The 16464-nt window shown below is 60.0% G+C and carries 12 protein-coding genes and 3 rRNA genes; 14 read left to right on the top strand and 1 reads right to left on the bottom strand.

Features of this window, described 5'->3' with window-relative positions; genetic code table 11:
* Position 1: 1 nt before the first annotated feature.
* A complete protein-coding gene (locus QN084_RS08545) occupies positions 2-826 on the top strand; it encodes an ABC transporter ATP-binding protein (RefSeq protein WP_069696338.1) in 825 nt (274 codons plus the stop codon).
* On the top strand, positions 823-1875 hold the full coding sequence (locus QN084_RS08540) for a siderophore-interacting protein (RefSeq protein ID WP_021474716.1): 1053 nt from the start codon (positions 823-825) through the stop codon (positions 1873-1875). The genes QN084_RS08545 and QN084_RS08540 overlap by 4 nt, the downstream gene beginning before the upstream one ends.
* Positions 1876-1946: 71 nt before the next feature.
* Here the strand turns inward: QN084_RS08540 and QN084_RS08535 are convergent, their stop codons facing one another.
* Complete coding sequence (locus QN084_RS08535; protein ID WP_069696337.1) at positions 1947-2234, bottom strand: YciI family protein; 288 nt, start codon at positions 2232-2234, stop codon at positions 1947-1949.
* Positions 2235-2301: 67 nt separating this feature from the next.
* On the opposite strand from QN084_RS08535, the gene QN084_RS08530 reads away from it, so the two are divergent.
* The 12 genes from QN084_RS08530 (at position 2302) to QN084_RS08475 (ending at position 16426) form a co-directional block, all read left to right on the top strand.
* Positions 2302-2781, top strand: coding sequence for a MarR family winged helix-turn-helix transcriptional regulator (locus QN084_RS08530; protein WP_031217354.1), 480 nt, complete (start codon positions 2302-2304; stop codon positions 2779-2781).
* A gap of 49 nt (positions 2782-2830) precedes the next feature.
* Positions 2831-3601, top strand: a complete 771-nt coding sequence (locus QN084_RS08525; protein ID WP_021474713.1) for an SGNH/GDSL hydrolase family protein — start codon at positions 2831-2833, stop codon at positions 3599-3601.
* Between the two features lie 317 nt (positions 3602-3918).
* The gene (gene rpmB / locus QN084_RS08520; protein ID WP_021474712.1) at positions 3919-4155 is read left to right on the top strand and encodes a 50S ribosomal protein L28; all 237 of its coding nucleotides are present in this window, start codon (positions 3919-3921) and stop codon (positions 4153-4155) included.
* Positions 4155-4322 carry a 50S ribosomal protein L33 gene (gene rpmG, locus QN084_RS08515; protein WP_003798558.1) on the top strand — a complete coding sequence of 56 codons (168 nt, stop codon included), beginning with the start codon at positions 4155-4157 and terminating at the stop codon, positions 4320-4322. The genes rpmB and rpmG overlap by 1 nt, the downstream gene beginning before the upstream one ends.
* Before the next feature lie 4 nt (positions 4323-4326).
* Positions 4327-4632 (top strand): 30S ribosomal protein S14, encoded by a 306-nt coding sequence (gene rpsN, locus QN084_RS08510; RefSeq protein ID WP_021474711.1) that lies wholly within the window; start codon positions 4327-4329, stop codon positions 4630-4632.
* Between the two features lie 730 nt (positions 4633-5362).
* Positions 5363-6891, top strand: a 16S ribosomal RNA gene (locus tag QN084_RS08505).
* A 561-nt stretch (positions 6892-7452) separates the two neighbouring features.
* Positions 7453-10614 (top strand): 23S ribosomal RNA (locus QN084_RS08500).
* A 141-nt stretch (positions 10615-10755) separates the two neighbouring features.
* Positions 10756-10872 (top strand): 5S ribosomal RNA (rrf, locus tag QN084_RS08495).
* Together the 16S, 23S and 5S rRNA genes form the textbook arrangement of a ribosomal RNA operon.
* A gap of 85 nt (positions 10873-10957) precedes the next feature.
* Complete coding sequence (locus QN084_RS08490; RefSeq protein ID WP_062098313.1) at positions 10958-11521, top strand: GNAT family N-acetyltransferase; 564 nt, start codon at positions 10958-10960, stop codon at positions 11519-11521.
* Between the two features lie 214 nt (positions 11522-11735).
* Positions 11736-12023 carry an HU family DNA-binding protein gene (locus tag QN084_RS08485; protein ID WP_011776355.1) on the top strand — a complete coding sequence of 96 codons (288 nt, stop codon included), beginning with the start codon at positions 11736-11738 and terminating at the stop codon, positions 12021-12023.
* A gap of 258 nt (positions 12024-12281) precedes the next feature.
* Positions 12282-14441, top strand: coding sequence for a bifunctional copper resistance protein CopD/cytochrome c oxidase assembly protein (locus tag QN084_RS08480; protein ID WP_079941392.1), 2160 nt, complete (start codon positions 12282-12284; stop codon positions 14439-14441).
* Positions 14441-16426 carry an NHL domain-containing thioredoxin family protein gene (locus QN084_RS08475; RefSeq protein ID WP_062098311.1) on the top strand — a complete coding sequence of 662 codons (1986 nt, stop codon included), beginning with the start codon at positions 14441-14443 and terminating at the stop codon, positions 16424-16426. The genes QN084_RS08480 and QN084_RS08475 overlap by 1 nt, the downstream gene beginning before the upstream one ends.
* Positions 16427-16464: the final 38 nt, after the last annotated feature.

Genomic DNA, 16464 nt, shown 5'->3' with positions numbered 1-16464 from the left:
CATGGCCCTCCTTAATGCCAAGGACCTGACGCTCCAGTATGAGCAGCGCAAGGTGGTGGAAGGACTTTCCACGGAGATTCCCGAAGGTAAAGTGACCATGATCGTCGGGGCGAATGCCTGCGGCAAGTCCACTCTGCTGCGGGGGCTGTCACGGCTCCTGAAGCCGGCCGGTGGCGCCGTCACCCTGGACGGCAAGGACATCCACTCCCGTCCCGCCCGCGAACTTGCCCGCACGCTCGGCCTGCTGCCCCAGCACCCCACCGCTCCTGACGGCATCACCGTCCGGGACCTCGTGGGACGTGGCCGGTACCCGCACCAAGGCCTCTTCCGCAGTTGGAGCGCCAACGACGACGCCGCAGTGCAGCGCGCGCTCGAGGCGACCGCAACGCTGGAGCTCGCAGAACGCTGCGTCGACGAACTGTCCGGCGGCCAGCGCCAACGCGTGTGGATCGCCATGGCGCTGGCCCAGGAGACCGAAGTCCTGCTGCTCGACGAGCCCACCACCTACCTGGACCTCGCCCATCAAGTGGAAGTCCTGGACCTGGTGACCGACCTCAACCGCACCCGCAGTACCACCGTGGCGATCGTGCTGCACGACCTCAACCTCGCTGCACGCTATGCGGACCACGTGATCGCCATGAAGGGCGGGTGCATCGTGGCCGAAGGTCCCGCCTCCGCGGTGGTCACCGAGGAACTGGTGCACACCGTTTTTGGCCTGGACTCCCGTGTGGTCCAGGACCCCATCTCCGGCACACCCCTGATCGTTCCGATCGGACGCCATCACGCCCAGCCCGCTACAACCAACCAACTGGAGATCGCCTCATGAGTGCACACCCCACCCAGGCCACAGCGAGTGCCGTGGAGCCGATGACGCTGGCGTTCGATGTCACGGTCAGCGCTGTTCAGGAACTCAGCCCCAACTTCCGGCGCATCACGTTCGGCGGCTACTCCCTGCGCAAGTTTGGCGTAGCCGGGGACACCCTGGATCTCCGCGTGAAACTGATGATCCCGTCCATGGACGCAGCGGGACAACCGATCCCGTTGCCCGAATTCACCATGGAAGAGGCCGGCTGGTACCAGGAATGGCTGGCCATGGACCCCGCTGTCCGTGGTTCGATGCGCACCTACACCGTCCGCTCGGAGCGCCTTGATGCCGTGTACCCGGAGATCGACATTGACTTCGTCATGCACTTTGACGATTCCGGCCATGGCGGGCCAGCCGCAAACTGGGCCTTGGCCGCCAAACCGGGGGACACCCTCACCATCATCGGCCCCAACAACCGGGCCGCCCAGTGCACCACGGCCGGCGCGTACGGAGGCATCGAGTGGCGGCCGGGCCTCGCCCAGCGTGTCCTCCTCGCCGGCGACGAAACAGCAGTCCCGGCCATCAGCGCGATCCTCGAAAGCCTTCCGGCCGACATCACCGGGCATGCTTTCCTTGAAGTGCCCTCTGCCGCGGACTTCCAGGAGATCAGCACGCCGGCAAATGTCGAGATCACCTGGCTCGCCCGCGGCGCATCCATCGGACGCTCGCGTCCCCACGGGGAACTCCTCAAAGCGGCCGTCGCCAAGGCTGTTCCCGTTCCCGGCTGGGTGGGTTTGAAGGGCGCCGAAACCGCCGCCGGTCCCGAGCCGGAGGAGGTCAACGTGGACCAGGACATCCTGTGGGAAACCCCGCAAAGACTGGATGCCGCGGCCATCGAAGCAACCAAGAACCCCACGCTGCCGGCCGGTGCGTTGCCCTTCTACGCCTGGATTGCGGGGGAAGCGTTCGTGATCAAGGAAATGCGGAGGTACCTGGTGCGCGACGTCGGCATTGACCGTAAGCAGGTAGCTTTCATGGGCTACTGGCGGCGCGGCAAAGCCGAAGGCTGACCCTCTGTCACATCCCGCGCGTTGTGGGGCGTTCCTCTGTCAGGTCCCGCGCGTTTTCCGGCGTTCCTCTGTCAGGAATCCAGCAGGTTCTCGTAGCCGTCCGCCACGGTGGTGGCGTTGAATTCGATGATTTCAAAATCCGCCACTCCGTTGCTGTAGAACGGGTCCTTCGCCAGGGATTCATCCAAAGTTGCCCTGTCCACGTTGGAGAGCAGGACTCCGCCAACTGCCGGGACGCGACGTCCGGACGCTACGAACACACCGCCGTCGAACGATTCCTTAAGCCAGGCCATATGGCCTGGCCGGTGGAAGTCCACAATCTCGTCGGGAACCCTGTAGGTCAGTGACACAACAAACATGCCGTCAGCCTACCGTTTCGGGACTGCGCGGACGGGGGAGGTGACGGATTCTCCTAAGATTGAAGCCATGACTGAACCGCGCTGGCTTAACGCTGAGGAACGCCGGGCTTGGCTGGCCCTCCTGAGCATCAACACCCTTCTTCCGTCAGCGTTGGACACGCAGCTGCAGTCCGCCGGAAAGCTGTCCCTTTTCGATTACAACGTTTTGGCCATGCTCTCCGAGGCTGAGGGCCGCTACCTTCCGATGAGCGAACTCGCTGCCCGCACGAGTGCTTCTTTGTCCCGCCTTTCACACGTGGTGACCAAACTGCAGAAGCGCGGCTGGGTTGAGCGCGAGGCGCACCCCGGTGATGCCCGGGTAACTGTTGCCCACCTGACAGAGGCGGGGATGGACACCATCGTTTCGCTGGCGCCCGGACACGTTGAATCTGTCCGCACGCTGATGCTGGACTCGCTGACCCCCGACGACGTGGCGGACCTGGCGCGCATCGGTGAGAAGATCGTGGCCCGGCTCGACAACAACCACTGGATCCTCCGCGATTCCTAGCAGCCTGCCGGCTTTGTTGGGCCGAGCCTTCGGGTGGCAGACTGGCGGCATGGATTTTTCTGCCCGTTATGTTGCCCTTGGAGACTCCTTCACCGAGGGCGTCGGAGACGCTGACTCCTCGCGCCCCAACGGAGTGCGCGGATGGGCCGACATCATGGCCGGTCAGCTGGCCCAGAGCAATGAGGGCTTCGGGTACGCCAATCTCGCTATCCGCGGCAAGAAACTGCGCCAGATCATGGCAGAGCAGGTGGATGCCGCCGTCGAACTTAAACCCACGTTGGTGACCCTGTACGCAGGGGCGAACGACATCCTGCGTCCCAAGATCGACATTGACTCGCTTTTGCAGGATTACGACGCCGGAATCGCCAAGTTAAGCGCGACGGGCGCAACAGTGGTTCTCTTCACGGGCTTCGATGCCAAGGGTTCCAAGGTCTTCGGCGCCATGCGCGGGCGCACGGCGATCTACAACGAACTGGTTCGCGAAATTGCCGAAAACCACGGGGCCCTGCTGGTGGACTACTGGCGATTCGACGAATACGACGACTGGCGCATGTGGGACACGGACCGCATGCACATGTCCACTGCCGGTCACCTGAACATGGCCAAAAGAGTGCTTGATGTCCTTGAACACGAGCACGTCATCGACGTTCCGGAACCCGCGCCGCAGCGGCTGCTCAGCCGTGCCGAAACATTGCGTGAAAACGCCCGGTGGGTTCGTGAGTTCGCTACGCCCTGGGTTGTCCGGCGGGTTCGGGGAACGTCGTCCGGCGACGGGCTGAGCCCCAAGTACCCTGCGCTGGTCCGGCCTGATTGGTCTTAATTTGGTGCTGCCCGTAGAATAGTTAGGCGCTAGGTAGTGCGGAGCGTGTGCAATTGCTCCGGTTGGCGGTAAATGTTGGTCTGACCAGCATCCCGTGGGCCGGTAGTTAGGGGCTCAAGTTGCGTGCATCCCTGTATTCGCCCAGTATCCCAGGATCTGAAGCAGTGATTTTCACTGCCCTGTTCTGAGGCCAACCTTCTTCGCCGCGTTACTGCGGAATCCATCGGGCTGGTTCGGACTGGACGCGGACGCTGCCTGTCGCACGGTACTGCAGGAAGACCCTGCACGCCGTTACATTCAAACTTTGGAGGAGAGTCATGGCAGCACACTGCCAAGTGACCGGAGCCGAGCCGGGCTTTGGACACAGCATTTCGCACTCGCACCGCCGCAACAAGCGCCGGTTCGATCCGAACATTCAGAAGAAGCGTTACTGGGTTCCTTCCCTGCGCCGCAACGTCACCCTGACGCTGTCCGCAAAGGGCATCAAGGTAATTGACGCTCGCGGCATCGACGCGGTCGTCGCCGACATCCTGGCACGAGGAGTGAAGCTCTAATGGCAAAGGACAAGGACGTACGTCCCATCATCAAGCTGAAGTCCACTGCGGGCACCGGCTACACCTACGTGACGCGCAAGAACCGTCGTAACGACCCCGACCGTCTGGTCCTGAAGAAGTACGACCCCAAGATCCGCCAGCACGTCGAATTCCGAGAGGAGCGCTAAACACATGGCTAAGAAGTCCAAGATTGCTCGTAACGAGCAGCGCAAGGTCATCGTTGAGCGCTACGCTGCCAAGCGCCTCGAGCTGAAGAAGACCCTGGTTGACCCCAACGCGTCTGACGAAGCCCGCGAAGCTGCACGCCTCGGCCTGCAGAAGCTGCCCCGCAACGCCTCCCCGATCCGTCTGCGTAACCGCGACCAGATCGACGGCCGTCCCCGCGGCACCTTCCAGAAGTTCGGTATCTCCCGCGTTCGCTTCCGCGACATGGCTCACAAGGGTGAGCTGCCGGGTATCACCAAGTCTTCCTGGTAAGCACCAAGCTCGTCCAAAGAGGCCGGTAACCGTCATGGTTGCCGGCCTCTTTGGCGTTTAAGCGGCGGTTTAGGGGTTGCTCTATCACGTCCCGCCGGGTTTCCCCGGGTTGCTCTATCACGTCCTGTCGGGTTTCCCGGGTTGCTCTATCACGTCCTGTCGGGTTTCCCGGGTTGCTCTATCACCGGGCGTTCAGGGCCGGGGTAGGTGATGGGCTTCACATGGGTGCAATCTCGCTGTGCGAGGCTGTTTTCACGCCGCTTCCCTTGTGTTCCAGGGGTTTTGGAGGGGTCTCGGTGCCGATTTGTTTCGGGGGTTGGGGGTGTGTAAAGTTATTCGAGTTGCCGCCGCTGATGCGGGTTTGACGGTGACTTTCTCCCTTTCAAATGGCCGGTTTCCGGTGGTGCTTTGGTGCGCTGTTGGTGCTGGTGGGGGGTTCCGGGCTGGTTTGCTTTGTGTGGCTGGTTCGGGTAAGTTTGAAAAGTTGCTCCGGAGCGATCTGCTGGCCGTTGTGGTTGGTGGTGGTACTGCTTTGGATTAGTGACCTGTTGTTTGAGAACTCAATAGTGTGCCAAGTTTGTTGATACCGATTGTTTTTTGATTGGTTGAATTTTTGCCGGGCCATTGCGCACCCCCGTGTGTGGTGGTTTGGTTTTCAGCTGGTTTCAGATTTGCAGCTGCTTCTTGCCGTGATTTCCGGTGGGGGTGGTTGTGTTTCGTTTTTTGTTTTTGAACGGAGAGTTTGATCCTGGCTCAGGATGAACGCTGGCGGCGTGCTTAACACATGCAAGTCGAACGATGATCCGGTGCTTGCGCCGGGGATTAGTGGCGAACGGGTGAGTAACACGTGAGTAACCTGCCCTTGACTCTGGGATAAGCCTGGGAAACTGGGTCTAATACCGGATATGACTCCTCATCGCATGGTGGGGGGTGGAAAGCTTTTTGTGGTTTTGGATGGACTCGCGGCCTATCAGCTTGTTGGTGGGGTAATGGCCTACCAAGGCGACGACGGGTAGCCGGCCTGAGAGGGTGACCGGCCACACTGGGACTGAGACACGGCCCAGACTCCTACGGGAGGCAGCAGTGGGGAATATTGCACAATGGGCGAAAGCCTGATGCAGCGACGCCGCGTGAGGGATGACGGCCTTCGGGTTGTAAACCTCTTTCAGTAGGGAAGAAGCCCTCTTTGGGGGTGACGGTACTTGCAGAAGAAGCGCCGGCTAACTACGTGCCAGCAGCCGCGGTAATACGTAGGGCGCAAGCGTTATCCGGAATTATTGGGCGTAAAGAGCTCGTAGGCGGTTTGTCGCGTCTGCTGTGAAAGACCGGGGCTCAACTCCGGTTCTGCAGTGGGTACGGGCAGACTAGAGTGCAGTAGGGGAGACTGGAATTCCTGGTGTAGCGGTGAAATGCGCAGATATCAGGAGGAACACCGATGGCGAAGGCAGGTCTCTGGGCTGTAACTGACGCTGAGGAGCGAAAGCATGGGGAGCGAACAGGATTAGATACCCTGGTAGTCCATGCCGTAAACGTTGGGCACTAGGTGTGGGGGACATTCCACGTTTTCCGCGCCGTAGCTAACGCATTAAGTGCCCCGCCTGGGGAGTACGGCCGCAAGGCTAAAACTCAAAGGAATTGACGGGGGCCCGCACAAGCGGCGGAGCATGCGGATTAATTCGATGCAACGCGAAGAACCTTACCAAGGCTTGACATGGACCGGAAAGACCTGGAAACAGGTGCCCCGCTTGCGGCCGGTTTACAGGTGGTGCATGGTTGTCGTCAGCTCGTGTCGTGAGATGTTGGGTTAAGTCCCGCAACGAGCGCAACCCTCGTTCTATGTTGCCAGCGGTTCGGCCGGGGACTCATAGGAGACTGCCGGGGTCAACTCGGAGGAAGGTGGGGACGACGTCAAATCATCATGCCCCTTATGTCTTGGGCTTCACGCATGCTACAATGGCCGGTACAAAGGGTTGCGATACTGTGAGGTGGAGCTAATCCCAAAAAGCCGGTCTCAGTTCGGATTGGGGTCTGCAACTCGACCCCATGAAGTCGGAGTCGCTAGTAATCGCAGATCAGCAACGCTGCGGTGAATACGTTCCCGGGCCTTGTACACACCGCCCGTCAAGTCACGAAAGTTGGTAACACCCGAAGCCGGTGGCCTAACCCTTGTGGGGGGAGCCGTCGAAGGTGGGACCGGCGATTGGGACTAAGTCGTAACAAGGTAGCCGTACCGGAAGGTGCGGCTGGATCACCTCCTTTCTAAGGAGCTGCTAACGGCGTCCGGGTCTGCCTGCATGGGCGGGTTCCGGGGTTGTCAGTGTTGCCCATTGCGCAGGCGTCTGTTCTGCGGTGGGTGCTCATGGGTGGAATATCAGCAAATCAAGTTTTTTGGCATGGCCTGTTGGTGGTGGTGTCCTGGCGTGAGTACGGCGGCCCTCTTTTCGCACTTTTGTGTGTGGGGGGGGTTGTTGGGAAAGCGGTCCGGGGTGTTGGTTGCCGGGTTGTGTTTGGCGCACTGTTGGGTCCTGAGGCAACAGGGCCTTTTTGCAGCAATGCAGGGAATCCTTGGTGTTTCTTGTTGTTCCTGCGGCCGGCACCCCCTCGTGTTTGTGTGGGGTGGGTGTGGTTGACGGGGTTGTTGTTTGAGAACTACATAGTGGACGCGAGCATCTGGACACATGGTCCTGCACTCTTTTTGGGGGTGTGGGTTGTGTGTTCTAGCAATTTCTTTGATGAATGAACCTGGCCCTTTTGTGGTCGTGGTTCTCTCGAATTGATTGAGTGCATCAGCCGCGGCCTGTTTGGGTTGTGGTTTTGTGTGGTCAAGTTTTTAAGGGCGCACGGTGGATGCCTTGGCATTAGGAGCCGAAGAAGGACGTAGGAATCTGCGATAAGCCTGGGGGAGTTGATAACCGAGCGGTGATCCCAGGATGTCCGAATGGGGAAACCCCGCACAACGCTGCAAGGTGATTGTGTGACCCGTGCCTGAATTCATAGGGTGCGTGGGGGGAACGCGGGGAAGTGAAACATCTCAGTACCCGCAGGAAGAGAAAACAAGAGTGATTCCGTTAGTAGTGGCGAGCGAACGCGGATGAGGCTAAACCGTTCCATGTGTGATAGCCGGCGGGCGTTGCGTGGGCGGGGTTGTGGGACTTTCCGTGCTGGTTCTGCCGGACCGGTGGGGTGTGGGTGCGCGTATAGGTGAACGGTCTTGAAAGGCCGGCCAGAGAGGGTGTGAGTCCCGTAACCGTAATGTGTGGCACCGCCTTTGGAGAGGATCCCAAGTAGCACGGGGCCCGAGAAATCCCGTGTGAATCTGTCAGGACCACCTGATAAGCCTAAATACTTCCTAATGACCGATAGCGGACCAGTACCGTGAGGGAAAGGTGAAAAGTACCCCGGGAGGGGAGTGAAACAGTACCTGAAACCGTGTGCTTACAATCCGTCAGAGCATCTGCAGCCCTTCGGGGTTGTATGGGTGTGATGGCGTGCCTTTTGAAGAATGAGCCTGCGAGTTAGTGTTACGTCGCGAGGTTAACCCGTGTGGGGAAGCCGTAGCGAAAGCGAGTCTGAACAGGGCGTGTTCAGTGGCGTGATCTAGACCCGAAGCGGAGTGATCTACCCATGGCCAGGTTGAAGCGACGGTAAGACGTCGTGGAGGACCGAACCCACTTCAGTTGAAAATGGAGGGGATGAGCTGTGGGTAGGGGTGAAAGGCCAATCAAACTCCGTGATAGCTGGTTCTCCCCGAAATGCATTTAGGTGCAGCGTTGCGTGTTTCTTGCCGGAGGTAGAGCTACTGGATGGCCGATGGGCCCTACAAGGTTACTGACGTCAGCCAAACTCCGAATGCCGGTAAGTCAGAGCGCAGCAGTGAGACTGTGGGGGATAAGCTTCATAGTCGAGAGGGAAACAGCCCAGACCACCAACTAAGGCCCCTAAGCGTGTGCTAAGTGGGAAAGGATGTGGAGTTGCTTAGACAACCAGGAGGTTGGCTTAGAAGCAGCCATCCTTGAAAGAGTGCGTAATAGCTCACTGGTCAAGTGATTCCGCGCCGACAATGTAGCGGGGCTCAAGTACACCGCCGAAGTTGTGGCATTCACGCATTACCCTAGCCTTCGTGGTTCAGGGGTGTGGATGGGTAGGGGAGCGTCGTGTGGGCGGTGAAGTCGCGGTGTAAACCAGCGGTGGAGCCTACACGAGTGAGAATGCAGGCATGAGTAGCGAAAGACGGGTGAGAAACCCGTCCGCCGAATGATCAAGGGTTCCAGGGTCAAGCTAATCTGCCCTGGGTAAGTCGGGACCTAAGGCGAGGCCGACAGGCGTAGTCGATGGACAACGGGTTGATATTCCCGTACCGGCGAAAAACCGCCCATGTTGAACGGGGGATACTAACCACCGCCGGTCTTTCTTGTTGCGCCACTTGTGGTGTGATGGTTGGGCTGGTGCTGGGACCTGATCCCGGGAGGCAAGCGTATTAACAGGTGTGACGCAGGAAGGTAGCCGGGCCGGGCGATGGTAGCCCCGGTCCAAGGATGTAGGGTCAGGGATAGGCAAATCCGTTCCTGTGTGTTTCGAGCACGATCCTGAGATCTGATGGGACTCCCGCATGGGGGGATCCGGTGATCCTATGCTGCCTAGAAAAGCATCGACGCGAGGTTTTAGCCGCCCGTACCCCAAACCGACACAGGTGATCAGGTAGAGAATACCAAGGCGATCGAGAGAATTATGGTTAAGGAACTCGGCAAAATGCCCCCGTAACTTCGGGAGAAGGGGGGCCTGCCCCGTGATACAGACTTGCTTTGTGGAGCGGGTGTGGGCCGCAGAGACCAGGGGGAAGCGACTGTTTACTAAAAACACAGGTCCGTGCGAAGTCGCAAGACGATGTATACGGACTGACTCCTGCCCGGTGCTGGAAGGTTAAGAGGACCGGTTAGCCCCTTTGCGGGCGAAGCTGGGAATTTAAGCCCCAGTAAACGGCGGTGGTAACTATAACCATCCTAAGGTAGCGAAATTCCTTGTCGGGTAAGTTCCGACCTGCACGAATGGAGTAACGACTTCCCCGCTGTCTCAACCATAAACTCGGCGAAATTGCAGTACGAGTAAAGATGCTCGTTACGCGCAGCAGGACGGAAAGACCCCGAGACCTTTACTATAGTTTGGTATTGGTGTTCGGAGTGGCTTGTGTAGGATAGGTGGGAGACGTTGAAACCCGGACGCCAGTTCGGGTGGAGTCATCGTTGAAATACCACTCTGGTCACTTTGGACATCTAACTTCGGCCCGTGATCCGGGTCAGGGACAGTGCCTGATGGGTAGTTTAACTGGGGCGGTTGCCTCCTAAAAAGTAACGGAGGCGCCCAAAGGTTCCCTCAGCCTGGTTGGCAATCAGGTGTCGAGTGTAAGTGCACAAGGGAGCTTGACTGTGAGAGAGACATCTCAAGCAGGGACGAAAGTCGGGACTAGTGATCCGGCGGTACATTGTGGAATGGCCGTCGCTCAACGGATAAAAGGTACCTCGGGGATAACAGGCTGATCTTGCCCAAGAGTCCATATCGACGGCATGGTTTGGCACCTCGATGTCGGCTCGTCGCATCCTGGGGCTGGAGTAGGTCCCAAGGGTTGGGCTGTTCGCCCATTAAAGCGGTACGCGAGCTGGGTTTAGAACGTCGTGAGACAGTTCGGTCCCTATCCGCTGCGCGCGCAGGAAATTTGAGAAGGGCTGTCCTTAGTACGAGAGGACCGGGACGGACGAACCTCTGGTGTGTCAGTTGTACTGCCAAGTGCACCGCTGATTAGCTACGTTCGGATGGGATAACCGCTGAAAGCATCTAAGCGGGAAGCTCGCTTCAAGATGAGATTTCCAAACACATTATGTGTGAGAGGCCCCCAGCCAGACCACTGGGTTGATAGGCCGGATGTGGAAGCGAGGACTAAAGACTCGTGAAGCTGACCGGTACTAATAGGCCAACAACTTACACCACACACAACACACTGCACGCGTCCACTATGTGGTTCCCAACCAACAACCCGGGAACAACAACACAACAACACAACTAAACAAGCACCACAGTTGTAACCACACACACTTCCCACCCCCACACAGGGGGGACGGGTAACAAGGTTACGGCGGTCATAGCGTGGGGGAAACGCCCGGTCCCATTCCGAACCCGGAAGCTAAGACCCACAGCGCCGATGGTACTGCACCCGGGAGGGTGTGGGAGAGTAGGACACCGCCGGACAACCATTAGGTCGAGACCCCCCAACCCACACGGGTCGGGGGGTCTCCCACATCAACCACCAAAACACCACGGGTAGAGTCACAGGATGCATCTCAGCAGAATCCTGGACCTGAATTTGCAGCCTGCGGGCGCAGCTCGGCTCGCAATCCGGCCTTTGGCTTTGGCTGACGCTGCATTGCTAGCGGATGCCTATACGCGGAACGCCAGCCATCTGGCCCCGTGGGAGCCTCTGCGTGAGGATTTGTTTTTCACCGTCCAAGGTCAACGCACTTCCATTCTTGGAAAGTTGGCGCAGTTCGAATCGGGTACTGAGGTGCCGTGGGTCATCCTTGCAGGAGAACGCGTCGTGGGCACAGTCACGTTGACAGGCATTGTTCGAGGCCCCTTCCAGAATGCCCATGTGGGGTACTGGGTTGACCGGACCCTGACGGGGCAGGGCGTGGCAGGGGCTGCGCTCAAGGCCGTTCTGGAAATGGCAGGCGAAGGTCTGGGTCTTCATCGTGTTCAGGCGGCAGTCCTTGGCAACAACGGTCCTTCCAGGGCGGTCCTCAAACGGGCAGGCTTTAAGGAGATCGGGCTGGCACGGTCCTATTTGAAGATCGCCGGCCGCTGGCAGGATCACATTCTGTATCAACGTATTCTGCCTTGACGGCCCGGCAGCAGGGTCCTATTTGTGGGCCGTAGGGTACGGCATGAAGCGTTCTGAGCTCCAAAAACCCCGAAAAACCGGTGATTCGGTCAAAAAAGCGCGGAAACACGCGGAATTTGCTGGCCAACAGTGTCCAAGCTGGTAAGTTTTCGAGCAGTGGCTTGCTCGCGTTCCGCTTGCCGGCTCAAAAACGTATTAGTCCAGGAGGACGTAAATGGCTAAGAACCGTAGTGAACTCGTTGCAGAGGTAGCAGGCAAGGCCGGCACCAGCCAGGCAGCCGTCAACTCCGTGCTCGATGCACTGTTCGAAGTTTTCGAGACTTCTGTTGCTGCAGGCGAGAAGATCACCATCCCGGGCTGGCTCGCAGTTGAGCGCACCGACCGCGCAGCACGCACCGGCCGTAACCCGCAGACCGGCGAAACGATCCAGATCGCAGCCGGCCACAGCGTCAAGCTGACCGCAGGCTCCAAGCTGAAGGCTGCTGTCGCCAAGAAGAAGTAGTCAAACACTTCGGCGAACGCCCGGAAGGGGTGGCAACGTAAGGTTGCCACCCCTTCTGCTTTTAAGTGGTGCTTATCCCACTTCCCCTCCCCAGAGGCTTCCCGATTCGCAGCCCGGGGGTGGGTGTCGGACAATGGATAGGTGCCATTAGCCAGAAGCTCCGCCACTGTCCCTTCGCCGAATCCCAAACCGGGAGCGCGGGAAGGCGCCTCAGGCGTGGGCATTTCCGTACCGTGGCAACTGGCTGGTCTGGCAATCATGCTTTTGGCCCTCGCCGCGGCACTCATCTTCTCCGGCGCGGCAGCCGCTCGCCAGGTCTCGGATCCTGGAGCCTTGGTGCGCTGGGGACTTCCTGTGGCCAAAGCACTTCACAACGTCTCCGTGGCAGCCGTCATCGGTGGCCTGATTTTTGCGGTGGGCGTCCTGCCGAAGAGCATCAAGCCGTCCAGGTCACGAGCACGCGACGAGGTCGAGCCGCCTGAGCACCCCGCATTTACCCGTGCGCTGGCTGTAGCCGCGGGTGCAGGAGCGCTGTGGACGCTTTCGGCTGTAGCTGTCTTGGTTCTGACATACGCTGACGTTGCTGGCCAAGGTATCTCGGGGGACGCGGAGTTCACCCGTGCGCTGGTTTACTTCATGACTGACATCGAAACCGGCAAGGCATGGCTCGCGGTGACCATCATCGCTGCCGTAGCCACAACCGCACTTTTTGGAGTGCGGTCACTGACTGGACTGGCGTTCACGCTACTTCTAGCGCTCGTCGGCTTGGTCCCTCCAGCCCTCATTGGCCACTCCTCCAGCTCCAGCGACCATGAGGGCGCCATCAACTCGCTGGGACTGCACTTGGTAGGTGTTACCACCTGGGTGGGTGGCATCATCATGCTCGCTGTCCTGTCCGGCCTGCTGACGGGTCAGCGAAGCAACGCGAGCACAGACATCACTGAGCCGACGCTTCGACGTTTTTCCTCGCTCGCCGGCTTCGCTTTCGTCTTGGTGTTCGCATCAGGTGTCATCAACGCCGCCATCCGCGTGACCAGCCCGGGTGATCTCTTCGGTTCGCCTTACGGCCAACTGATCATCGCGAAGGCGCTGGCCACGCTGGTGCTCGGGGGCATTGGCTTCATGCATCGGCAGTGGGTAATACCCCAGTTGGGGAAGGGCACCATGTCCGCCCGCCGGGTGCTGTGGCAACTGGTCTTGGTGGAGCTACTGGTGATGGGCGCGACGTCGGGACTCGCCGTTGCGCTTGGACGTTCCGCCCCGCCGCAGCCCACCACGTATTCGCCTGATGCTTCTCCCGCATTCATCCTGTCCGGCTACGAGGTACCGCCGGAGCTTACTCCCGAGCGGTGGCTGACAGAGTGGCGCTTCGACTGGCTGTGGGTAGGTGTGGCGCTCTTTGGTGCTGTTTCCTACATCATGGGCGTCCTCAAGCTGCGCAGACGGGGTGACAGCTGGCCTGTATTGCGCACCATCCCCTGGTTGGTTGGACTGGTTGTCCTCACCTATATAACTTCCGGTCCGCCAGCCGTCTATGGGCGCGTGTTGTTCTCCGCGCACATGGTGGACCACATGGCACTGACCATGGTTGCCCCGATCTTCCTTGTCCTCGGGGCCCCTGTGACGTTGGCCCTTCGCGCGCTTCCTTCCCGTGGAGAGGGAGCGCATGGCTCGAGGGGCCTGCGCGAGTGGCTGCTGTTGTTCGTCCACTCAAAGTTCTCCCAAGTGGTTACGCACCCCCTTTTCGCTGCCGCAAATTTCGCCGGCTCCATTGTGCTGTTCTACTACTCGGATCTTTTCGGCTTCGCCATGCGCGAGCACGTGGGCCATGAGCTCATGAACCTCCACTTCCTCCTCACCGGTTACATCTTTGTTCTGAGCATGATTGGCAGCGACCCCCTTCCTCGGCGGGCGCCTTACCCCATGCGACTGCTACTGCTCCTTGCGACCATGGGCTTTCACGCCTTCTTCGGTGTGGCGATCATGGGCGGCACGGGTCTTCTGGCCGCCGATTACTTCGGCAACCTCGGCCGCACGTGGGGACCGTCGGCTATCGCAGACCAGCAGTTGGGCGGTGCCGTTGCCTGGGGCATTGGAGAAGTTCCGACGCTTCTGGTGGCCATCGGTGTGGCTGTCATGTGGTCACGTTCCGACGCGCGGGAGACGAAACGGGTAGACCGTGCAGCCGACAGGAATAACGACGCCGATCTCAGTGCTTACAACGATATGTTTGCCCGGCTCGCCGAACGGGACGCAAAGTTGTCCGACCGCCGTACTCCCGCGGCCAGCCAAGGTAGCGAGGCCACTATGGGCAAGGGAATGAGCAGTGGCAATGATGGGCAGCGAGGCAAGCAATCCGCGCCCATTGAAGACGCACCCGGGCACAACGAACCAAACACCAAGCTGGAAGGACGCTGATGAGCGAAACCGTACGCACCCAACTGCGGGTCCGGGCCTCCGAACTGGAGGGCCGCGGCTGGCTCAACACAGGCGGCAAGTCCTTGGACTTGGAATCCCTGCGCGGCAAGATCGTGTTGCTGGACTTCTGGACGTTCTGCTGCATCAACTGCCTGCACGTCCTGGATGAGCTTCGGCCATTGGAGGAGAAGTACTCCGACGTTCTTGTAACAGTGGGCGTGCATTCGCCGAAGTTCGAACACGAAGCCGATCCCGTTGCCTTGGCGTCAGCCGTTGAACGGTATGAGATCCACCATCCGGTCCTGGATGACCCGGAGCTGGCCACCTGGAAGGCGTACACCGCACGTGCGTGGCCGACCCTCGTGGTGATCGACCCCGAGGGCTACATTGTGGCCCACCTTTCGGGAGAGGGACACGCAGGGGGGCTTGGCGTCCTCCTGGAGGAACTCGTCGCTGAGCACGAGGCCAAGGGCACGCTCCACCGCGGCAACGGACCATACGTGGCGCCCGAGCCGACGTCGGGCACCCTGCGGTTCCCTGGCAAGGCCACCCAACTTGGGAACGGCAACTACCTTGTTGTCGATTCCGGTCACCATCGTTTGGTTGAGTTGCGCCCCGATTTCGAGACCGTAGACAGGCTTATTGGATCCGGAACCAAAGGCCATGCCGACGGCACTGGGGACGTTGCGCAATTCAATGAGCCGCAGGGCGTGGCAGTGCTGCCTGCTGAGCTGGCAACCGCAGTCGGATATGACGTGGTGGTTGCGGACACGGTCAACCACCGTCTCCGGGGTGTTGATCTTGGCACCGGAGAAGTCAGGACTGTGGCCGGAAACGGCATTCAACGACTGCTCGACGCCGGCCCGGCCCGGGTTACGGAGTCCGGCGCCGGTGAATGGTCCGAACCCCGTAATGAACACCACGACGGCGGCCCGGCGGACTTTGCCGCCGATGCAGTGGACGTGGGGGTACTTGGGCTCGGGACCGGCGTTTCCTTGTCTTCGCCCTGGGACGTTGCCTGGAGCGAGAAGCTGCAGCGGGTTGTGATTGCCATGGCCGGCACGCACCAGATTTTTGCTTTCGAACCGAAGTCGGGCGAAGTGTCGATCCTTGCAGGATCCGGGCTTGAAGGTTTGCTGGATGGCCCCGCGGAAGAGGCTTGGTTCGCGCAGCCGTCCGGTTTGGTGATCGACCAGGATCAGAACATTTGGGTAGCGGACTCGGAAACCTCCGCGCTCCGGCGTTTGGTAGTGGGCGATTCCGGCGTGACCGTGGAGACCGCGATCGGCAAGGGCCTCTTTGACTTCGGGTTCAGGGACGGCGAGGCAGCCGAGGCACGCTTGCAGCATCCTCTGGGTGTGACGGTCCTGCCGGATGGCTCCATAGCGATCGCTGACACCTACAACGGTGCCGTTCGCCGGTATGACCCCACGAGCACCAACGTGTCCACCTTGGCACGTGGCCTGGCCGAGCCAAGCGATGTAGTAGTGGTCAACCACGAGGACGGCGAACCTTTGCTGGTGGTGGTTGAGTCGAACAAGCACCAGCTTGTCCTGGTACCGATCCCCAAGGAAGCCCAGCAGGTAGATGAGGGCGCGTCGCAGACGCACCGGCCCAAGAGCCCTGTTGCCCCAGGGCACTTGGAGCTCACAGTGCGGTTCACGGCTCCAACGGGGCAGAAGCTCGACGATCGTTGGGGTGATCCGACGCAGCTGAAGATCTCCTCTACTCCGCCGGAACTGCTTGTCTCCGGTGGCGGTACGTCGGTGGGGCTCCTGCGTACCCTCGAATTGTCTTCGGACGTGCCTGAGGGCGTCTTGCACATCACTGCTCGAGCGGCCGCTTGTGACGGACCCGAAACGGAGGACGGCGAGATCCCGGATCACGCAGCCTGCCATCTGTATCAGCAGGACTGGGGAATCCCCGTGGTCCTGGAAGCTGACGGCGACTCGGAGCTTGTGCTGGACCTCCGCGGAATGGACTAACCGCGAGGGCACGCGTCGGCGGCTGGAAGAACAGCCGC

It is taken from the genome of Paenarthrobacter sp. R1, assembly GCF_030264015.1.
Lineage (GTDB): Bacteria > Actinomycetota > Actinomycetes > Actinomycetales > Micrococcaceae > Arthrobacter > Arthrobacter ureafaciens.
This window is presented reverse-complemented; position numbering and strand designations above follow the sequence as displayed.